The organism is Synechococcus sp. R5-15 (assembly GCF_047462035.1).
Taxonomy (GTDB): Bacteria; Cyanobacteriota; Cyanobacteriia; order Thermostichales; family Thermostichaceae; genus Thermostichus.
Window position 1 is genome coordinate 35,745 of the sequence record NZ_JANSIK010000043.1, and the last position, 20,060, is coordinate 55,804.

Below are 20,060 nucleotides of genomic sequence, written 5' to 3' on the forward strand. Positions count from 1 at the left end.
CAGCTCGTAGAGCAACGGCCCGAGACAATCAATGTGGGCAGGGATCCCTTCAGCGCCGTCGTCTGGAGCAGCGACGCAGTAACCAACTGGCGGCGGCCCGGTCGCCTTCATCCCATGCCAACCGCTCCACGGCCACCATCACCATCGAGGTGATCACAGCTTCACTTAAATGGCGAGAACGCAAGTGCTGCACGGCTGAAGTGGCGGCCTCTAGGTCGCGTCTGCGGATGGCGCGGAGCAGCTCATCAGACATAGACCAAGTCAACGAGCCTCACTTCCTTTCTGCCCCCTTTCTACCCCAAGAGCCAAAAATTTCCCTTTTCCTTCACCTGCTTGTCAGATAATGCAAAAGTTCGTTTTACTTTCACGAAATATCTCACAAGATGTCTCAGGAATTGTTACACTTTTTGCCCCTGAGCCGACTAGGCATGTCAGACAGCAGGGAGGACCGCAGGGGAGCACGGGATCCCTTTGATAAGCCGCTCCATTTCTGCTTGTAAATCTTGGGTGAGGGCTTGTACGGCTTGTCGGCGGTTGGCCTGGTAGGCGGGCCAGCGTTCGGAAACCGAGAGGGGATCCCCAATGCTGAAACGGGCCAGGCGGGGTCCCAAGCGGGGGGGAGCAGTTCCAACAGGATTTTCTCCTTTGATCCAGGCCAACAGGCTCCAGAGGCGCAGGGCAGTTTCCGCCAACTCATCCAGACTCAAACTGGGCTGCTCAGGTACAGGGCGCACCGCAAACACCATCAAGGTTTCCGCCAAGCGCATGTGCCAGAGGTGAAAACTGGCCTCAGCAGCCACTCGATTGGCCAGCCCCCTCTCCAGAGCCGAGAGACCAGCAATATCGGCAATATCTTCGCGGTAGATCCAGGCCCAGCCCGCCTGTTCGATGCGGTGCCGCCGCTCGATTAAGTCTCCTTGAGGCTCTAGGCCGAAATGTTGCTCGGCCACCCGCAGGGCCAGATCTGACAAGCTTTGAAGACGCGCCAACAGATCCCCCTCTTTAACTTGGGCTCTATCTGCAGCAGGAAGGGCAGGGGCATAAAAGCGCTCATAGAAGGTCTGCACGACTTGCAGCAGGTGTTCTCCCAAGCGAAGAATACGGGCCAGCAAAAAGGCTTGACCGGCGTGAGCCGAGCGCGTGGGCGGCAGCTTGCAATCGGCCTCCATGCGGCTGAGCAATCTATTCAGAGCGGCACTGGGATCCCTCAGGTAAGAATAGCGAAGGCCCACCGGCAGGATCAGCACCTGCTCTGGCCGTCCCGCCTTGTGCAGATCCTCCACCGCCCAAAAGCTCATCTGGGCTACCCCCGGCTCCAACGGGTTGAGAAGACTGCTCATGCCGTTGATCGTTCCTTCTGGAGCTACCGCCAGCGGATATCGGCCCGATACAAACTGCTCACGAGAACTTTTTAGCCCTGCCCGATCCAGACGGCCTCGCAAAATCGGGATCCCGCCCAAGCGCGGCAAGCCCCAACGGGCAACGGATCCCAGCCACAGAGGTAGGCCGCGGTCATAAACAAACAAAACGTGGGGTCGGCCCCGAAAGCGGATCCCCTGGCGTTGGGCCACCTGCGGCAGAAGATGGGCAAACAAGTACATCAAGCAGGGGGGATCATCGAGGGTCGGGTGTCGAAACGCCACCAACAGGCGAATCTTGCCCGCCTCAAACTGCTGATAAAGCTGAGCCAAACGCTCTCCCCCCTCCACTTCAACGCGAGGGATCCCTTTGGTCCATCGCAACCAAAAGGGCAAGCCTGCTTGAGCAAAACGAACGACCCAAGGCGTCAATCGCGGTGGCAAAAACTTGAGGGGTGGCTGAACCTTCTGTTGCATAGGGATCCTTATCTAGGGTCAGCAAGATCGGTGAACCTAGGCTTTGGATCCCATCTTAAAGAGGGCAAGGCAAGAAGAAAGCCACACAGTGACAGTTCGTCAACTGGATCCCTTCTCCTCACTCCCGGCCCGGCAGCGGCTCAAGCCCCAGCAGTTTTTTTCCGGCGACCGCGAGTCGCTTTGGGGGAAGCTTCTTTACTTGGGGTTGACTCCTCCACCACCTGGCCGTTTAGCACTTGCTTGAGGTGAATGTGCTTGTAACCTAGCTGAATCTCGAACTCATCCCCGGGTTTGAGATTCATTTTTTCGGTGTAGGCCGACCCAATGATCAACTGCCCATTTTTGTGAACGCTGACCCGAAAGGTTGGCTCACGACCGCGCTTGTCCCGGCTGGAACTTGGGCTGAGGCTCAGACCTTTTGCTGCCAGCACCGCGTCATAGAACTCATTCAAGTTGACGCGAGGCTTGTTGGTCTTGGTCATGGTTACATAGCCACATCGCTTTGCCGTTTCTCGGCGTGGAAGATGCCCCAAAGCTTCGACCTTCTGCAGCAGAGCCTTCCCGGTTAAAGGTTGTGGTGGTATATCTGACATTTTTTAATGTCCTACATCCTTCTCTTAAGATCATACCCTTGTGATGTACTCCTGCAACCGAAAGTCGGAGGCTTTTTTGAAGACAGGTTTTTCTCCTGTTCCTTGAGCCGGCAGCTCGGAAGGAAAAGCCTCTTCTCACTCAAGAGATGTTCCCGCTCTTGCCAAAAGGTGATGGGGGCAAAAAGAACTCAAGCCCTGAAGAGTGCTGGGGCTTTTGTGGATGGAGCTGACAAAAGATCGCCTTGGGGGTAGTACCGCGGTGTAGATCCGACTCACCGCTTTCTACAGCCTCATCCCCACTCGTCGGCTGCCCCAAACTCTGATCACAGCCAGAAAACAGGCTCGACTTTCCAAAAAACCGCCGCTGAGATGGTGATTGCCTTGCGCAAATCGGTCGAAAAGACAGCCAGAGCGGTGTGAAGCTGGATGCCATCAGACCTAGGCCAGCAGGCATTTTTATCTCTTGGCAGAGGCCGGCTACATCTGAGTAGTGGCTGAGGGATCCCCTCTTCGGCACTTCTTCAGATGGGAGCGCAGTGAGCGCGAGTTGCCCAAAGCAAGTTATTTATTCAGGATCCACTCGATTGGCCACCGCTGAGACAACGATGAGTGGCAAGCTCACCAGCAAACAAAAGCCCCATTGCTCCCAAGACAGGGGTGCTGTGTCGAAGATAATGTTGAACAGGCTCCACTGGCTGAAGAGGATCTGCAGCAGGATGGCCGCCCCAATGCCGATGGCAATGGCTGCTGTATCCATGAGGCGCTCATGGCGCTCCAATTGGCTGGCACGTCCACGGCCCAACAGGGTAGGAATGGCCTGGCTGAGGCTGAGCAAGTAGAAGATGCGCCCGATCACCAACGCTTGGATGGCCATGGTGCGGGCCAGGTTAAGGTTGCCGGTGGTTTGTTCGATGTATTCAAAAACCCCGAAGATCAAGATCCAGTTGAACACGGACACCAGCAGGATGCGCTGCAACAGCCTAGGAGAGAGCAAGTTGGCCTCCGGATCCCGCGGTGGGCGAGTCATCTCTCGGCCTGTGCTCGGCTCAAAGGCAAGAGGCACCGTCATGGTGATGGAGTTGATCATGTTTAGCCACAGCACTTGAATGGCCAGAATGGGGAGCTCGCGGTTGAGCAGCACGCTGAGGAGAATCGTCATCGATTCCCCCCCGTTCACCGGCAGGATGAAGGCAATGGCTTTGAGCAGGTTGTTGTAAACCGTGCGCCCCTCCTCAACGGCTGCCTCAATGGAGGCGAAGTTGTCATCGGTCAGGATCATGTCGGCAGCAGCTTTGGCCACTTCGGTGCCGCCTCGCCCCATGGCAATCCCCACATCTGCTTGCTTTAGGGCCGGAGCGTCGTTGACGCCATCGCCGGTCATGGCCACGATCTGCCCCCGCGCTTGCAGAGCTTCCACCAGGCGCAGTTTTTGCTCTGGCACCACCCGCGCGAAGACGGATCCCCGATTGGCAGCTTCCACAAATTCCTCCGGGCTGAGCTGCTCCAGATCTCGACCGCTGTAGGCTTGCACAGGTTTTCCACCCCCCAGGCCCATCTGCTCGGCAATGGCTTGAGCCGTGAGCACGTGGTCGCCGGTGATCATCTTCACCTGAATCCCAGCCGTTTGGCAGGAATGCACTGCCGCAATGGCCTCTGGCCGCGGCGGGTCGATCATTCCTTGCAATCCCAAGAAAACCAGATCCCCTTCCAGATCGGGGTGATCCACCCGAGTTTGGCTGCTGGGGACGGTTTTTTGGGCAAAGGCCAGAACTCGCAGCCCCTGCCGTGCCAAGGCCTCCACCTGCTGGCGAATCCGCTCCTCTTCTAGAGACTGGATCTCCCCCTGGGATCCCATCTGGCTATGGCAGCGGGACAAGAGAGCCTCTACGGATCCCTTGACATAGAGGCAATGCTCTTCTGGCCCCAGCCGGTGCAGGGTGGCCATGTACTGAAACTCGGATTCAAAGGGGATGCTGTCCAGGCGAGGGCGGCGGCGCTGCAGTTCTTCCAGATCCAGACCCCCCTTCTGGGCTGCCACAAGCAGAGCCGCCTCGGTGGGATCCCCTACCACCTCCCACTGGCCGTTGTCTTTGGGTTGCAGACGGGTGTCATTGCAGAGGCAGCCGGCCAAGAGACAAGCCTGTAACGCCAGCAGCCGCTCCACTTCCACTGGATCACCCCCCTCCTGGGCCAGGATTTGTCCCTGAGGACTGTAGCCACTGCCCGTAACTTGGTAGAGCTGGGATCCGGCGTAGATGGCCTGCACCGTCATCTGGTTTTCCGTGAGGGTGCCGGTTTTGTCCGAGCAAATCACCGTGGCGCTGCCCAGGGTTTCTACCGCCGGCAACTTGCGGATGATGGCGTGGCGTCGGGCCATGCGGGAGACCCCAATGGCCAGGGTTACGGTAACTACCGCCGGCAAGCCTTCGGGGATAGCGCTCACCGCCAGCGCCACTGCCGCTTCAAAGACACTCACTGCCGCTTGGCCCTGCACCAGGCCCACCAAAAAGGTGAGCGCCGCCAAGGTGAGGATAATTTTCAGCAAGGTCAGGCTGAACGCCTCAAACTTGCGCGTCAGCGGAGTTTGCAGGGATCCCCCTTCCTCGATCAGCTTGGAGATGCGGCCTGTTTGGGTCTGGTTGCCGATGGCCACCACCACCCCCGCCCCTTGGCCAAAGGTGACGAAGCTGCCGGCATAGGCCATGTTCTGGCGGTCGGCCAACGGCGTGTCTTCGGGGAGGGATCCCAGCCGTTTTTCCACCGGCACCGACTCTCCCGTGAGGGCCGATTCGTCCACCTGCAAGTTGCGCACGCTTACCAGGCGCAGGTCGGCAGGCACCCTGTCTCCCGAGCTCAAGAGCACCACATCCCCCGGCACCAGCTTCCGCGAGGGCACCCGCACTTTCTGCCCCTCCCGCATCACCGTTACTTCCGTCACCACCGACTTGGCCAGGGCGGCAATCGCCTCCTCCGCCTTGGACTCTTGGATGTAGCTGATGAGAGCGTTGATCACCACCACCGCCCAGATTACGATGGCGTTGCGCCAGGAGCCTAGGAACGCCTTGATCGCCCCGGCCACCATCAGGATGTAGAGCAGCGACTGGTTAAACTGCTGCAGAAACTTGACCCATGCGGGGGTAGCTGCCTTGGCCTTCAGCTCATTGGGGCCATACTGCTTCTGCCGCCGCTCCACTTCCGCCTGGGAGAGGCCTTTTTCCAACAGCGTCGGCAAAGAGAGCTCCTCTCCGAGGAGCTGCTGGATGGCTTGCTCCTCCGGCAGGGCATGCCAGGCAAGGGCCGGGAGCAGCTCAGGGGATGAAGGTTTGGCCATGTTCGGAATCTTGAGTTACAACAACACAACGGCAGGACGAGCTGCCGACCTTCCTCCATCTGACAGCCTAGCGGATGCCGCCTGCCCTTCCCAGTAAAACGCTCCCCGAGCAGCTCTTGCTAAGGCAAGCGTCAACAACGTTTAAGGAGGCGGCTAAGATTTGCTGAAAATTCTCGACAGATAGATAGATAGAAAGGATGAATATATTCTTATTAGGTAGTATGATTAGCTAGAGCTTGTGGGGAGCCGAAGTGCTTCGGCCTCCCATGCTAGCTGACCTGTCCGGGCTCTTGGATGGGTTGGTTGGCTCTCTTGCTGTTTTTAATATGGCCGACGGGTCTATCGGTCTCTTTTTTTTTTGTTTCCGTTTTGAGTTTTAGAGGGAGTTATCGTGGTACCGACTACAAAGCCAAGGGAATTCCAGGCGCAGTCAGCAGCAGTGCCGCAAAACGGCGCGCGCTCTGAGGTGCAAGGGATCGGATCGAAGGGGTCCGCGTCGGTTCTCCGCCATCAGATTGTCGTCGTCGGGGGAGGGGCAGCCGGCATCAGCGCAGCAGCCCAGTTGCTGGAGCGCCAGCGCAACCTCGACATTGCCATCATCGAGCCATCCGACAAGCATTACTACCAGCCCGGCTGGACGTTGGTGGGTGGGGGTATTGCGCCGCTGGCCAAGTTTGTGCGCGATGAAAAAACCGTGATCCCCAGGGGAGCCAAGTGGATCCAGGCGCGAGTAACCGAGCTGGATCCGGATCACAACCGCGTCATCACCGAGGATGGCCAAGTTATCGAATACGACTACCTCATCATGGCCCCCGGCATCCAAATTGACTGGCACCTGATCGAGGGCTTGCCGGAGGCGCTGGGCAAGGGCGGCGTGACCAGCAACTACTCCAAAGACTACGCCCCCTACACCTGGGAGACCATCCGCAACTTCCAGGGGGGCACGGCCATCTTCACCTACCCTGCCACTCCCATCAAGTGCGGCGGCGCGCCCCAAAAAATCATGTACATGGCCGACGACGTTTTCAAGAGCAAAAGCGGCGTTGGCGTCAACACCAAAGTTATCTTCTGCACCGCCACCCCTACCCTCTTCGCGGTGCCCGAATACAGCGCCGCCCTGGAGAAGGTGGTGGAGCGCCGCGGGATCCAGGTGAAGTTCAGGCACAACCTCAAGGCCATCCGGCCCGAGACCCGGGAGGCCATCTTTGAAGTCACCACCGACGGCGGCAAAGAGGAGGTGAGCCTGCACTACGACATGATCCACGTGGCTCCGCCCATGAGCACCCCGGACTTTGTCAAGCGCAGCCCTCTGGCAGGGCCCGGCGGCTGGGTGGAGGTGGACAAATGGACGCTGCAGCATCCCCGCTACCCCAACGTGTTTGCTTTGGGGGATGCCTCTTCCCTGCCAACTTCCAAGACGGCAGCCGCGGCCCGCAAGCAGGCGCCGGTGCTGGCGGAAAACCTCTTGGCGGCCATGCAGTCCAAGCCGCTGCCGGCCCGCTACGACGGCTACACCTGCTGCCCCCTGATCACCGGCTACAACTCCCTGATCATGGCAGAGTTTGCCTACGACGGGAAGCTAGCTCCCTCTTTCCCCCTGGATCCAACGCGGGAGCGCTACTCCATGTACTTGGCCAAGGTGCACCTGTTGCCCTGGCTGTACTGGAACCGCATGCTCAAGGGCAAGAGGTTTGAGGCCGACATCTTCAAGCCCATCAATAAGCTGGTGCATCGCTACTAAGGCTCTCCACCCTCTCACCCCCAGCCCCTCTCCCAAGGGGAGAGGGGAGTTTTTTTACAGAGCTGGCTCGCTCTGCCGCTGTGTTGTTACTTAGAAACCTTGTTAGAAAAACTACTAAGTATTTCTTAACGTCAATAGCTTCTGAGAGGTGAGGTTTTGCCGTACAATCAGCCCAGGTCTCCGTGAAAACCGAGTAGACTAGGTAAGGAAGTTTCACTTAAGGTTCTGTTCTATGGATTGTCTCAGAGAAGACGAGCTTGGCTATCTCCTTAAGAGGCGGGAAGAAGTTATAGAGGAGCAGAGAGAGATTCAAACCACTATTCAGTCTTCAAGAAATTGGCGGAAACGAGACATTTTGTCTCAGGCAAGAAAGTGGGGCTGGGAGATTGTCCGTCGTCGTGCCAGACATCCCACGCAAGCTGTTCGCGGGCATTTGAGGGTTAGTATTCCTGGACATGGCGACGGCGATTTCCTGGGGGTAGGAATAGCTCATAGAGTCTTAAAGGAATTGGCAGAGCCTAAACTCACAGAACTACAGCTTCAAAGACAAGAGTGCAGCGACCAAATTGTTAACTTTCTCGTGGGCAGAGGTATTGAATTTAGTTCTTTGCGCGAGTTAGGTTTATTAATCGAGCAGATTGAATTTCTGGAAGAGCAAAACCTAAAACTTAAGCGTAGAATAGAAGAGAGCGAGGAAGTAGCTTTAGATTTGCTCGTCGAGAAAGAACACGAAAATCAGAAGCTGGCCAATAGAATAAGAGAGCTTGCAGAAGAGCAGCTGCAAGTCCAGGAGATCGTCAGCCGTGCCATTTTAGCTCTGAAGGAACTTAAACATATCTTTGACCAGCTTCAGAACGCGGTAAACTACATTCCCATTCCAGAGATTAGGAGCTCACTGCAAAGTTACCTGAACAGGATCATGGCTATTTTTAAGGCTAACCTGCCTTCTACGGGTTCTAGAAAGTTGCTTCAGAAGAACGAGCAGGATATTTATCAAGCGAATTTGGAGGATAACCATGGGTCTCATCGAGAGCCTTGAAACGGCAATCGCGGCCTCGCGTCGCAACTATATTGAGCTCCTTGAGTTGACAGGACAGCTTGTTGCCGAGCGACAGCAGCAAGGTCAAAGGAATTGGCTACGGCTGAATGCCAAGCCCTGGACAGCAGCGACCCTAAAAAAAGCTTTTGCTTCCTTTGCAGCCGCTCGAGCTTACTTTAGTAAGCGCTACGGCATAAAAGCAAGAGGGTGGAAAGCTTTGGCAGAGCAGGTCAATACTGTTGAGACAGCGCTGATTCACTTGGGACTGGCCGTTCGCGAAAGCCCTCAGGCAACCTCCCTTTTGGAGAAGAGTGCCCGGCAATCCTCCTCGATTTCTTGAGGGGATAGGCGTCCACTCTCCCTTTTTTCGCCGTTCTGGCTTTGTATCCCCAGGAGGGGGAAGTTTTTTACAGGCAGGCTTTGAACTTTTTCAATACCGCCCGATCCAGCATCAGCAGGGCTGCGCGTAACCCCCCCGAGTATCCCCAGAAAAAGCCCACCGGCAGATGGCCCTTGGGCGCTTCCAAGTTGGTTTTGAGCTCCCCGTACTCCAGCCAGCGGCCCTGGATCTGCCAGCCCACTTTCTCTCCCATACACTCTTCGCGGGGCAAGGCCGAGAAGGATCTCGAGCTGAGCCCTCCCCTTTTCTCCGAGTCACACTCCTGCCAGAGCTGCTTCTGGACGGTAAAGCCAAAGCGTCCATGGCTGGCCTGCGTCCAAAGTTGGTCGATTAGCCGCAGCATCGGGCAGGGGAAAGCTTCAACATCCTTGGGATCGAAAAAGCCCACCTGGGATCGCCCGCCCAGCTTTAACATTAGAGCCGTCGTCCAGCGATCGGCTTCCCCCCACTGGCCAGCCCGCAGCCGATCCCACAGCCCTTGTAGGGCAGGAGCCGCTTCTCCCACCCAGTCTGGCCAGGGGAGAGTAGCGGGCAGGGATCCCTGTCCCTCTAGACAAACTTCGGGAGAAACCAGGGATCCGGATGCCCCCTCTTTTTTCTTTGTCGTGGCAGGGGTAGGGGGCGCCACCATTTGCTCCAGCTCTTCTGCCGAGTGCTGGGCCAGGAGCTGTTCCAGCTCATCTTGGGGTTGCGGGGCCAGAAGCCGCTCCAGTTGCCGCAGATCTTGAGTGCGGATGGCGGGCTCAAAGGTCAGCGGCTTCTTCTCTTCTTGAGAGGCCGCTCCCGGCAGCAGGGCCAGCCACTCGGCCATGGTTTGTGGGCGCTCTTCGGGGTGGAGAGCCATCCCTTTGAGAATGGCAGCCTCCACAACCTCGGGAATGTTGGGGTTAAGGCTGCGAGGGGTATCCAACTGGCGGCCTGTGGCCCGCACTGGCGCACACATAGGCACCATCCCCGTCAGCGCCGTGTAGAGGGTTGCTGCCAAGGCGTAGACATCGGTGAAGGCGCCGCGGCGGCGCAAGCTGTCGTATTGCTCTAGAGGAGCATAGCCATCGGTGCCGTAGGAGGTGTGGCGTTGGATCAGACCTTGGGTGTAGCCGCGAGCTAGGCCAAAGTCGATCAAAACTGCCTGCCCGGATCCCTCCCGCACCATGATGTTGGATGGCTTCACATCCCGATGCAGGATCCCCTGTTCGTGCAAGGCCATCAGGGCAGATCCCACCTCCCGCGTCAGGCGCAGGGCTTCCGGCAGGGGCAATGGCCCTTTTTGCCGCAGAAGCTGGTGCAGAGTCTGGCCGCGGATGTACTCCATGACAATACACCAGCGCTCCTGCTCCCAGATCACTTCTTCCACCTTCACCACATGGGGGTGGCGGCAGCGGGCCAGTTGCAGCGCCTCATTCATGAAGTTCTGCTGGAAGTGGGGATAGTCGGGATCCTCACGAAGGCTGTCGTTCAAAACTTTGATAACCACCTGGTCGGCACGAACGCTATCCCAGGCCCGGTAGGTGATGCCGAAGCCCCCCTCTCCTAAGATGGCCTCAATGCGGTAGCGCCCCCCCTGTAGTCTTTCGCCGACTGCCCAAGCCATACCTGACCCCCGCCTCTAGGGCCATTGTGTCACGGGGATCAAATTGACGGCACATAAAACTGCTTAGAAGTCTACGGGCAGCACTCCAGTTTTCACCTGGAAGGTGCGCGCTTGTCCATCGCGGATGACCCGCAGCGTCAGCGTATTGCCCACCCCAGCGGCTTCCACCAACTGCTGCACCTGCTCGGCATCGCGGATGGCCTGCCCATTGATTTCAGTGATCACATCCCCCTCCCGCAAGCCAATCTCCTCAGCCGGGGATCCCGAAATCACCTGCCCGATCAAGACCCCTTCTTCCACTGTCAGCGTGGTGGGACGAGCGGGGTCGCGGTTGAGGCGCGCCACAATGTCAGGGTTGAGGGTGATCATGCGAATGCCCAAGAAAGCGTGCTCTACCCGACCATTCCGGATCAATTGCTCGGCAATGTCCATGGCGCGGTTGATGGGGATGGAAAAGCCGACGCTCTGAGCTCGCTGGAAGATGGCCGTATTCACCCCAATCACACGCCCTTCCGCATCCAGCAACGGGCCGCCCGAGTTGCCGGGGTTAATGGCCGCATCCGTTTGCAGGAAAGTCACCCGCTTGTTGACAGCTCCAATTTGCCCGGAGGAGCGCCCGACGGCGCTGATGATCCCGGCAGTCACGGTATTGTCTAGGCCCAGCGGGTTGCCAATGGCAATAGCCCAATCCCCTGGTCGCACCAAGTCAGAGTTACCCAGGGTAACCGTGGGCAGATTCTCCCCCTCAATTTTGATCACTGCGATATCGGTAACCGGATCTGAGCCCTTCACCTCTCCTTCAAAGGTGCGCCCATCCAGCAGGTGAACCCTGACTCGCTCGCTGCCTTCCACCACATGGGCGTTGGTGAGGATCAGGCCACTGGCGTCGATGATAAACCCCGATCCGGTGCCTTCTTGCCGAAACTCCTGCGGCAACTGCGGTAGTTGATCCCCAAAGAAGCGGCGAAACAGGGGCTGGTTGAACAGTTCTGGGTTGACCCCCCTCGACACGGTGCGGGTGGCATCGATGCGCACCACCGCTGGGCCGACCTTTTGGGCGACTGCAGCAATAAAATTGGAAGGCCGGACAGCATCGGCCGGAGGAGCAGAATTCGCAGCCTCAGGGCGGGGCTCAGACCAGGGCAAAAGGGATCCCACTCCCTCACCGGCCCGTCGCGTCCAAGTGATCAGGGGAGTTTGCTGTAACCACTCCTGCCCCGCTCGAGACGATAGCCAGACCCCACCTGCGACGCCTCCACCAAACAGAGCCATCGCCAAAAGTGTATGCCGTAGAATCCGCGCCATGCTCCCTCCCAAAGCTAAGCCGTATCGCCAAGACTCAAAAGGCGTGAACCCGCTCCCCCGACTTACGCCATCAAGACCCAGTTCACTCCTGGTCTATTCTATCTATTCCTACTCTTTACTTTTGGATGTTCGGGGTATGTGTGCTTACCCTAGCAAATCTTGCGGACAGAGGCAGTGCTCGAAACGCCCAAAATGATCGGGGATCCGAGTATGCTCCATTCCTCCGAGCCACAAGGGCGGGATCCGTGGCAGCGCCACCGCGCCTGGATGCAGTTGGCCTTGCGAGAAGCTGAGCAAGCGGGAGAAGCCGGAGAGGTGCCGGTGGCCGCTCTGGTGGTGGGGCCAGGGGAAAAGTTGCTGGCTTTGAGCAGCAACCGGCGGGAACGGGATCGGGATCCCACGGCCCATGCGGAGATTCTGGCCCTACGGCAGGCAGGGCAGCGCTTGGGCGATTGGCAGCTGCAGGGCTGTCGGCTGTATGTGACCCTGGAGCCCTGCCCCATGTGTGCGGGGGCAATCAGCCAATCGCGGCTGGCCCAGGTAATCTACGGCGCCGATGATCCCAAGGCCGGAGCACTGCGCAGCGTGCTCAATTTGCCAGCTTCTGCCGCCAGCTTCCATTGCCCGGAGGTCATCGGCGGAGTCTGCGAGGCCGAGTGTCGCCGCCTATTGCAGCAGTGGTTTTGCCGCCGGCGCGGGATCCCGCGCACAACCTGAGGAAGAAATTGGGGGCAAAAAGAACGGGCTGGGGTCGTGCATCCGCCAGAGGTTTTTGATACTGTCATATCGGGTTCGGCTGGTCCTCACTCGCGTCCTGCACCAGCCCCAAAAAAGGCTGTCCGAGGGGCGGTGGCTGCCTGAGGTGTTGAGGTTGGTTATGTCCAGATTCTGAGAACCCGACTTGTCCGGGATCCCTCGCCGGCTGTGATACTCTTTCCCAGAGGATTGGTGTGTGACTATTGCCCTCTCCTTCTCTCCTCTCCCATCAGCTTGGCTTAGGAGTATTGCCCTTCTGGTTTGGGCTTGGCTGTGCTTGACCTTTCCGGTGCAGGCACGGGTGCTGCTGCGGGTAGGTATTGCCGTCAACAAGCCCCAGGTCACCGTCGGCAGCTCTACCGGAGCCCGCCTATTGAATGCCCAGGGACAGCCGCTGGCAGAGGTGCAGGCCATGCAACCGCTGCAGGCCAGCCGTTCGGGTTCAGCAGTCAGTTTGGCCGGCCAACAGGGAGAACGTCTTTACCTACAGCCCACCACCTCCGATGGGTTAGTGTTTATCGACCAGAATTGGTACCGTGGCTTGGTGGAGTTGATCCCCGGCGAGCGTGGGGTGATTGCCATCAACCAAGTTGGCTTGGAAGACTACGTTTCCAGCGTGGTGGGCAGCGAGATGGGACACCGTTTTCCCATGGAGGCTCTTAAAGCCCAAGCCGTGGCCTCCCGCACCTATGCCCTCTACCACCGCAGTCGCCGTTCCCAGCAGCCTTTTGACTTAGGAAACGGGATTGATTGGCAGGTTTACAAGGGAGTGGCTGCCGAATCCAGCCGTACCCAAGCGGCTGCCCGTGAGACCGCCGGGCAGGTTCTCATCTACCAGGGGCAGTTGATCAATGCGGTTTTCCACTCCTCTGCGGGGGGACATACGGATGATGCAGGCAATGTCTGGTTAGAGTCGCGGCCCTACTTACAGGGGGTGCCGGATTTCGATCAGCACTCACCCGTGTTTAGCTGGACGGCCACCGTTCCTGCCCAGCAGATTCAGCAGTTGGCTGCCGGGATCGGTGCCATTCGTTCTGTGGAGGTACTGCGCAGCTCCCCGTGGGGACGGGCAATCACGGTGCGCTTGACGGGATCCCAAGGGATCAAAGATCTCAATGCCGGCGATTTTCGTCGGGCTCTTGGGTTGCGCAGCACAAAGATTGCCATTAGTCCACGCGGAGAGGCCACCACTACGGCCAGCCTGGCTCCTGTGGCAGGGACATTCCCGGCTTTCTTTGAGATTCAGGGGCGCGGCTACGGACATGGCGTCGGCATGAGCCAGTGGGGAGCGGCTGGGATGGCCAGCCAGAACTACTCCTACCAACAGATCCTCAGCCACTACTACCGCAACACCACCTTGGCAGTGGTGGAAGGACGTTAGGGCTCAACTTCAGGGAGAAGCCAACAAAATCATCGATTGGTAGCAAAAGCGGCTGCAGTTTTTAAGAGCTTATGAGAAGCAGCATTTTAATTGAACCGGAGGGGTTCCCCAAGGGTTCGTTGGGGTTCTGTAGATTTTGTTAACTTTGAGTTAACTCTAACGTTGCACCATCTCTGAAGATAGACGGGCAGCTTCTAGACGGGCAGCTTCTGCCGGAATCGAAAGCTGGGCTGCCTGTGAACGCTGCTTTTGAAGGCTCCGCGCTGCTGTGGCAAGATCGGGAGAAGCCCTGGAAAATTTGGGTTACGTCCCCTGAAGATTTTGTAGAGATCTTGAATTCCCCCCTCAGAATCCTCAGGATCGGCTCAATAATAATTGAGATACGTTTACCAGGATCGACCTCTACCTCTTCTTTTTCGAGCCCATAACTTTAACCCCAGGTATCTGTCCTATGTCCATTGCCACCTTAGCTCCTGCTTTTCCCGAACGTTGTCCGGTGCTGCCGGAAGCGCTCACGCCCCTGTGCGAGATCGCCCGCAACTATTGGTGGACCTGGAACCCGGATCACCTCACCATTTTCCGGGAAATGGATCCCGCCCTGTGGGAAAAAACCTCCCACAACCCGGTGCGCATGCTGGAGGAGGTTTCCTACTTGCGGTTGGCAGCCTTGGCCACCGATGTGAACTACCTCAACACGTTGAACCGGATGGTGCAGTCCTATCGGCAGTACATGGCGGCTGAGGATACCTGGGCCAAGCGCACCATGAAAACCTACGACTGGCAGCGTCCCATCGCCTATTTCTGTGCCGAATACGGCTTGCACGAGTCTTTGCCCACCTACTCTGGCGGGCTGGGTATGTTGGCTGCCGATCACCTCAAGTCGGCCTCGGATTTGGGAGTGCCCCTGGTGGCCATCGGGTTGCTCTACCGTCAGGGCTACTTCCAACAGCGCCTGGACAACAATGGCTGGCAGGGGGAGCTTTACGAAGACTCTGAGTTTGAGTCTCTGCCGTTGACTCTGGTGCGTCAGCCGGATGGCAGCCCTCTGTTGGTGGAAGTGGCGATGCGGCAGCGGTTGGTGAAGGCGCGGGCCTGGCGAGCAGACGTGGGCCGGGTGCCGCTCTTTCTGCTGGACACCGACCTGCCGGAGAACGACCCCATCGACCGCTGGATTACCGCCCACCTCTACGGGGGCAGCACCGATACTCGCATTGCCCAAGAGTGCATCCTGGGTATCGGTGGGGTGCGCCTGCTGCGCCAGTTGGGTTTGGATCCCATGGTCTATCACATGAATGAAGGGCACGCTGCTTTCCTGACGCTGGAGTTGCTGCGGGAGGAAGTGGCGCGGGGCACCCCCTTCGAGACGGCGGAGGCCAAGGTGCGGGAAAAATGTGTGTTTACTACCCATACACCGGTGCCGGCTGGCCACGATGCCTTTAGCCCCAATGAGATGGATGCGTTCTTTGCCTCCTTCTGGCCTCAACTGGGCCTGACGCGGGAACAATTTTTGGCCTTGGGAGCTCGGCGCACCGGGGATCCCTGGGAGCGCTTTAACATGACGGTGCTGGCTTTGCGGTACGCGCGGGCAGCCAATGGCGTAAGCAAGCTCCACGGACGGGTTTCTCGCGAAATGTGGCATGTGCTCTACCCTGAGCGATCGGTGGATGAGGTGCCCATCAGCTCCATTACCAATGGGGTTCACGCCCGTACCTGGGTTTCCCCCCTCTTCTGGAACCTCTACGACCAGTACTTGGGCCCCGATTGGCCGGAGCGGGTGTCAGACCCGGAACTGTGGGCCAAGGTGGAAGGGATCCCAGATGAAGAACTGTGGCGGCGCAAAGAGGCTCTGCGGGAGCGGCTGGTGTCTTTTACCCGTCACCGGGTGTTGCGGGCCCGGCGCAATCGCGGCGAAAGCAATGAGCGCATCCAAGCGGTCAACCAGTTGCTGGATCCCAAGGTCTTGACGATTGGGTTTGCCCGCCGCTTCAGCACCTACAAGCGAGGAGATTTGATCCTGCGAAATCTGGAGCGAATTACCCGCATCTTCACCAACAAAGAGTACCCTGTACAGATTATCTTCGCCGGCAAGGCCCATCCCCGGGACGAAGGGGGCAAGCGCCTGATTCAGCGGGTGGTGGAATGGTCCAACCGGCCTGAGGTGGCCAACCGGGTCGCCTTCATCGAAAATTACGATGCCTATGTCGCTCGCAATTTGGTGCAGGGGGTTGATGTGTGGCTGAACAACCCGCGACGCCCTCTGGAGGCCTCCGGCACCTCAGGGCAAAAGGTGGGCTTCAGTGGGGGATTGAATTTGTCGGTACTGGATGGCTGGTGGCCGGAGGGTTACAACGGTCGCAATGGCTGGGCTATTGGCCAAGAAATCGAAGGTCTGGATCCCGCTGCCCAAGACGACTTGGACGCCAACTCCCTCTACGACTTGTTGGAGTATGAGGTGATCCCCATGTTCTACGACCGGGATGAGAAAGGGATCCCACGTCGTTGGATTGCCCGCATGAAGGAGGCGATCCGCACCCTCAACCCCGTTTTCAACACCGACCGCATGGTAGCCGAGTACGTGCTGAAAATCTACGAGCCTCAGCCCCTGGAAGCAGAGGCGAGCCGGACTTTGTTGGGTTCGGCTGTTGCCGGCTAGGGTGGACTCCCCCTCTCCCAGCGCAAATCATACAAAACAGTGGGATCCCTCTCTCCTCAAGAGGAAAAGCAGGGATCCCAAGTTTGAGCTTGGGGACAAGAGACTAGGCGCTGGCGTTGACGGCCATAGGAAGCGTCAGCGGCTCTGGCTCCTCTTCGGGGGGCAGCATCACCACCTCAGAGTTGTCGATGATGGCCTGCAGCTCTTCCCCATCGATGGTTTCGGCCTCCACCAAACGACGGGCGATCCGATCCAAGAGGGCACGGTTTTCCCGAATCAAGTAGGTGGCCCGTTGGTAGGCCTCGTTCACCAGCCGCCGCACCTCTTCGTCGATGAGGGCCGCTGTTTCCTCCGAGAAATCCCGTTCTGCGGCGATTTCCCGGCCCAGGAAAATGTTGGTGTACTGGCGACCTAGGGCTACATTTCCCAGGCGATCGCTCATACCGAAGCGGGTCACCATGTTGCGGGCGATGCGGGCCACCTGTTGCAGGTCGCTGGCTGCCCCCGTGGTGATCTCCGACTCTCCGTAGACCACTTCTTCGGCCACACGCCCACCCAAGGCAACGGTCATCATGTTCTTCAGATGGGCACGGGTGGTTAGTCCCATGTCGTCATCGCTGGGCATGAACCAGGTGAGGCCACCTGCTTGTCCCCGGGGGATGATCGTCACTTTTTGGATGGGATCGTAGTTGGGCAGAAGGGATCCCACCAGGGCATGGCCCGCCTCATGGTAGGCCACCAACTCCTTGCGCCGTTCGCTCATCAGCCGATCCTTCTTCTCCGGACCGGCCAACACCCGATCCACCGCGTCGTTGATCTCGTCCATGGAGATCTCGGTGAGGTTGCGGCGGGCTGCCAGAATGGCTGCTTCGTTCAGGAGGTTGGCCAAATCGGCACCGGTAAACCCAGGAGTACGGCGGGCCAACTTCTCCAAATCCACATCCGCAGACAGAGTTTTACCGCGGGCGTGCACCTTGAGGATCTCCAGGCGGCCTTGGAAGTCGGGGCGATCCACCGTAACTTGGCGATCGAACCGGCCAGGCCGCAGCAGCGCCGCATCCAGCACATCCGGGCGGTTGGTGGCCGCAATGACGATGATGCCGGAGTTGCCCTCAAAACCGTCCATCTCGGTGAGCAGCTGGTTCAGAGTCTGCTCCCGTTCGTCGTTGCCACCCCCCAAGCCAGCTCCCCGCTGGCGACCGACTGCATCAATTTCATCGATGAAGACGATGCAGGGAGCATTTTGCTTGGCTTGCTCGAACAGGTCCCGTACCCGCGAGGCCCCCACCCCAACAAACATCTCCACAAACTCGGAGCCGGAAATGGAGAAAAAGGGCACACCCGCCTCTCCGGCTACGGCGCGGGCCAACAGGGTCTTACCTGTGCCGGGCGGGCCCACCAGCAATACCCCGCGGGGGATCTTGGCTCCCAAAGCGGTGAAGCGCTCTGAATTTTTCAGGAAATCCACCACTTCTGCCAGCTCCAGCTTGGCCTGATCGATGCCGGCCACATCGTTGAAGGTAATTTGGGTTTTCGGCTCCATCTGCACCCGTGCCCTGGATTTGCCGAAGTTGAGAGCTTGGCTGCCTGGGCCATTTTGAGCCCGCCGCAGCAGGAAAAAGAGCCCCAGCAAGAGCAAAACCGGCAGGAAGAAGGTGCTGAGAATGCGCCCAAGTAGCCCCTCCTCTTGAACAGGGCGTACCGCCAGCTCCACCCCGTTGGCAACCAGGGTGTTCTCAAACTCAGGGGTAAGGGGGGGCAGATTCACCTGCACTTGGGTGGCGCGGTTGTTGATTTCTGCCTCGGCAATGGCAACTTGGCGACCATCCGGGGCCGTCTCCACCAAAACTTTGCTGACCTCGCCCCGTTCAACACGGCTGATCAGGTCGGAGTAGCTGATCTCCAAACGCTCAGCCGGGCGGGTACCCAAGAAGGTGGTGGCTAAAGAGATCAAGACGATGGCCAGTAGCGCATATAACCCCGCGCTTCTCCATTTCTTGTTTTTACCTTTCTGACTCACGGAAGTGTTTCCTCCCAAAGGGTGTTTTTGAATCGAACTCGCAGATGGTGACCTATGGGTAACAATCTGGGGTCGGGTGGGTTCTTGCAGCAACAGACTGTTAATTAATATTAACCTGACTGAGAGGGTTGCCGGGGATCCCTGCAATCCCGCTCTTCTGGCCGGGAGTTTGGGGATAGGATTGAGAGACCAAGGCTGTGCCGTCAGCCAGGATAGGTGGTGTTTTTTCCACTCTCATTCCAGCTTGCCCAGGGATCCCTATGCTGACTCAACTGCGCGAACTGAGCATCACTGCCGACGGGCGCTATCTCAGGGATGAGGAGCTGCAGTTCATGGAGACCTATCTAGCCTCCTTTGACCTACGCCTGAGCGCCTATCGCAAGATCCAGGCGGCGGAAGCCCAGATCATCCGGGATGTGGAGATGAAAATGCGCGCGCTGGATCCCTACTTGCTCATGCGAGGGGTGGAAGACTTCAGCAACAAGTGGAAGGCTGACACCGTGCGGGTTTTGCGCCTCTCGGCTTTGGCCATGCTCCTGGACGATGAGCAACGCTACAAAGATCGATTTCTCTACTGGTTCCAGACCTTAATGCGGGCCTTCCGCACCCAACGCAGTTGCGAGGCCACCTATCGCTTTCTGCAAGAAGTGATAGCCAATTACCTCACCCCCGAAGAAACCAAGTTGATCAGGCCGATTCTGGAAACCAACCGCACGCTGCTGGGCCTCAACTAGGCAGCCGTCTCAGCAGACTCTCCAGAACCAGCCGACTCCACCACCTCCAGCTCATCAGCTTGGAGATGGGCACGGAACTTGTTGTCAAACTGCACCTGAAAGGGAAAGTTGGCGCTGATCGGGCGGCCATTCCAATCCCGAAGCACGGCCTTCAGTTCCCCTTCCATACCTTTGAGGTCAAAAGGTTGATTGCGATGTTCCGGGTGGTGATAGACAATCACGCTGGTACGCACCCGCACCCGATCTCCAACTTTCATGTCTTGCCCTCCTAACAAGGCGGCCCACCACAGGAACCCACTGGAAACACTCTAGCTCAATCTCTAAGCAAACCTTCGAGATGTGGAGAAGTATGTGGAAACTGAAACAGTAGTTTGCATTTTCCTCAGGGTCATCTTCATGTTGGGAAGCCCCAGAACATCCCCTCAAAGTCAACCCAGAGAAAGCCCGTCTCAACCAATGGGATCCCTCTGGAGCCAACAGCGCCGCTCACTGGATCCCTGGGTTGTATAGATGGGATCCCTATTGGGCAGGAGGCTGGTTTCGCCGGAAAAAGCTGCGTCTAGCCAATCTCAGCTTCCACCGGGATCTGGGAAAGAGAGAAGGCGACCTTTTGTTGCTGATACATTTACGCTGAACACTGCTGAACATCACTGTTCAACTATGCAGCGATAGCATTCTGTT

The 20,060-nt window shown here is 58.1% G+C and carries 15 protein-coding genes; 7 read left to right on the forward strand and 8 right to left on the reverse strand.

From position 1 onward, the window contains the following. Nucleotides 1-49: 49 nt before the first annotated feature. The 4 genes from NW839_RS04590 to NW839_RS04605 form a co-directional block, all read right to left on the reverse strand. Complete coding sequence (locus NW839_RS04590) at nucleotides 50-253, reverse strand: hypothetical protein (protein WP_041436260.1); 204 nt, start codon at nucleotides 251-253, stop codon at nucleotides 50-52. A 178-nt stretch (nucleotides 254-431) separates the two neighbouring features. Beyond that, the gene (locus tag NW839_RS04595) at nucleotides 432-1,835 is read right to left on the reverse strand and encodes a 1-acyl-sn-glycerol-3-phosphate acyltransferase (RefSeq protein ID WP_414349988.1); all 1,404 of its coding nucleotides are present in this window, start codon (nucleotides 1,833-1,835) and stop codon (nucleotides 432-434) included. A gap of 140 nt (nucleotides 1,836-1,975) precedes the next feature. Next, nucleotides 1,976-2,428 carry an AbrB family transcriptional regulator gene (locus NW839_RS04600; RefSeq protein WP_011432404.1) on the reverse strand — a complete coding sequence of 151 codons (453 nt, stop codon included), beginning with the start codon at nucleotides 2,426-2,428 and terminating at the stop codon, nucleotides 1,976-1,978. 565 nt (nucleotides 2,429-2,993) lie between these two features. Further along, nucleotides 2,994-5,759 carry a cation-transporting P-type ATPase gene (locus NW839_RS04605; RefSeq protein WP_414349989.1) on the reverse strand — a complete coding sequence of 922 codons (2,766 nt, stop codon included), beginning with the start codon at nucleotides 5,757-5,759 and terminating at the stop codon, nucleotides 2,994-2,996. A gap of 466 nt (nucleotides 5,760-6,225) precedes the next feature. Between NW839_RS04605 and NW839_RS04610 the strand changes: the two genes are divergently transcribed. The 3 genes from NW839_RS04610 to NW839_RS04620 all read left to right on the forward strand — a co-directional run bounded on the left by NW839_RS04610 (nucleotide 6,226) and on the right by NW839_RS04620 (nucleotide 8,879). Continuing rightward, complete coding sequence (locus tag NW839_RS04610) at nucleotides 6,226-7,500, forward strand: FAD/NAD(P)-binding oxidoreductase (RefSeq protein ID WP_414349998.1); 1,275 nt, start codon at nucleotides 6,226-6,228, stop codon at nucleotides 7,498-7,500. A gap of 232 nt (nucleotides 7,501-7,732) precedes the next feature. Beyond that, entirely contained in the window at nucleotides 7,733-8,539 is an 807-nt protein-coding gene (locus tag NW839_RS04615) for a hypothetical protein (RefSeq protein WP_099812710.1), read from the forward strand. Continuing rightward, entirely contained in the window at nucleotides 8,517-8,879 is a 363-nt protein-coding gene (locus NW839_RS04620; RefSeq protein ID WP_099812711.1) for a hypothetical protein, read from the forward strand. Before NW839_RS04615 ends, NW839_RS04620 begins: the two co-directional genes overlap by 23 nt. Before the next feature lie 67 nt (nucleotides 8,880-8,946). On the opposite strand, the gene NW839_RS04625 is transcribed toward NW839_RS04620, so the two are convergent. Both NW839_RS04625 and NW839_RS04630 read right to left on the reverse strand, forming a co-directional pair. Continuing rightward, nucleotides 8,947-10,530 (reverse strand): serine/threonine-protein kinase, encoded by a 1,584-nt coding sequence (locus tag NW839_RS04625; RefSeq protein WP_414349990.1) that lies wholly within the window; start codon nucleotides 10,528-10,530, stop codon nucleotides 8,947-8,949. Between the two features lie 63 nt (nucleotides 10,531-10,593). Further along, nucleotides 10,594-11,835: an HhoA/HhoB/HtrA family serine endopeptidase gene (locus NW839_RS04630; protein ID WP_414349991.1), complete on the reverse strand. Its 1,242-nt coding sequence runs from the start codon at nucleotides 11,833-11,835 to the stop codon at nucleotides 10,594-10,596. Between the two features lie 210 nt (nucleotides 11,836-12,045). Here NW839_RS04630 and NW839_RS04635 point away from each other — a divergent pair, with 210 nt between their 5' ends. From NW839_RS04635 to glgP, 3 genes are all read left to right on the forward strand, one after another. After that, complete coding sequence (locus tag NW839_RS04635) at nucleotides 12,046-12,552, forward strand: nucleoside deaminase (protein WP_414349992.1); 507 nt, start codon at nucleotides 12,046-12,048, stop codon at nucleotides 12,550-12,552. A 235-nt stretch (nucleotides 12,553-12,787) separates the two neighbouring features. Then, the gene (locus NW839_RS04640; protein ID WP_414349993.1) at nucleotides 12,788-13,972 is read left to right on the forward strand and encodes a SpoIID/LytB domain-containing protein; all 1,185 of its coding nucleotides are present in this window, start codon (nucleotides 12,788-12,790) and stop codon (nucleotides 13,970-13,972) included. A 451-nt stretch (nucleotides 13,973-14,423) separates the two neighbouring features. Next, nucleotides 14,424-16,625: an alpha-glucan family phosphorylase gene (glgP, locus tag NW839_RS04645; RefSeq protein WP_414349994.1), complete on the forward strand. Its 2,202-nt coding sequence runs from the start codon at nucleotides 14,424-14,426 to the stop codon at nucleotides 16,623-16,625. A gap of 103 nt (nucleotides 16,626-16,728) precedes the next feature. On the opposite strand, the gene ftsH is transcribed toward glgP, so the two are convergent. After that, nucleotides 16,729-18,645, reverse strand: a complete 1,917-nt coding sequence (gene ftsH, locus NW839_RS04650; protein ID WP_414349995.1) for an ATP-dependent zinc metalloprotease FtsH — start codon at nucleotides 18,643-18,645, stop codon at nucleotides 16,729-16,731. 260 nt (nucleotides 18,646-18,905) lie between these two features. On the opposite strand from ftsH, the gene NW839_RS04655 reads away from it, so the two are divergent. Beyond that, nucleotides 18,906-19,379, forward strand: coding sequence for a phycobilisome protein (locus NW839_RS04655; protein WP_414349996.1), 474 nt, complete (start codon nucleotides 18,906-18,908; stop codon nucleotides 19,377-19,379). On the opposite strand, the gene NW839_RS04660 is transcribed toward NW839_RS04655, so the two are convergent. Next, nucleotides 19,376-19,636: a ferredoxin-thioredoxin reductase variable chain gene (locus NW839_RS04660; protein WP_414349997.1), complete on the reverse strand. Its 261-nt coding sequence runs from the start codon at nucleotides 19,634-19,636 to the stop codon at nucleotides 19,376-19,378. The genes NW839_RS04655 and NW839_RS04660 overlap by 4 nt on opposite strands. Between the last annotated feature and the right edge of the window lie 424 nt (nucleotides 19,637-20,060).

Bases quoted from the DNA above. Each gene is read 5' to 3' on its own strand.
- NW839_RS04600 (WP_011432404.1), bottom strand. From the start codon at position 2,428: ATGTCAGATATACCACCACAACCTTTAACCGGGAAGGCTCTGCTGCAG.
- NW839_RS04625 (WP_414349990.1), bottom strand. From the start codon at position 10,530: ATGGCTTGGGCAGTCGGCGAAAGACTACAGGGGGGGCGCTACCGCATT.
- glgP (WP_414349994.1), top strand. From the start codon at position 14,424: ATGTCCATTGCCACCTTAGCTCCTGCTTTTCCCGAACGTTGTCCGGTG.
- NW839_RS04595 (WP_414349988.1), bottom strand. From the start codon at position 1,835: ATGCAACAGAAGGTTCAGCCACCCCTCAAGTTTTTGCCACCGCGATTG.
- NW839_RS04620 (WP_099812711.1), top strand. From the start codon at position 8,517: ATGGGTCTCATCGAGAGCCTTGAAACGGCAATCGCGGCCTCGCGTCGC.
- NW839_RS04590 (WP_041436260.1), bottom strand. From the start codon at position 253: ATGTCTGATGAGCTGCTCCGCGCCATCCGCAGACGCGACCTAGAGGCC.
- NW839_RS04630 (WP_414349991.1), bottom strand. From the start codon at position 11,835: ATGGCGCGGATTCTACGGCATACACTTTTGGCGATGGCTCTGTTTGGT.
- NW839_RS04615 (WP_099812710.1), top strand. From the start codon at position 7,733: ATGGATTGTCTCAGAGAAGACGAGCTTGGCTATCTCCTTAAGAGGCGG.
- NW839_RS04635 (WP_414349992.1), top strand. From the start codon at position 12,046: ATGCTCCATTCCTCCGAGCCACAAGGGCGGGATCCGTGGCAGCGCCAC.
- NW839_RS04655 (WP_414349996.1), top strand. From the start codon at position 18,906: ATGCTGACTCAACTGCGCGAACTGAGCATCACTGCCGACGGGCGCTAT.
- NW839_RS04605 (WP_414349989.1), bottom strand. From the start codon at position 5,759: ATGGCCAAACCTTCATCCCCTGAGCTGCTCCCGGCCCTTGCCTGGCAT.
- NW839_RS04660 (WP_414349997.1), bottom strand. From the start codon at position 19,636: ATGAAAGTTGGAGATCGGGTGCGGGTGCGTACCAGCGTGATTGTCTAT.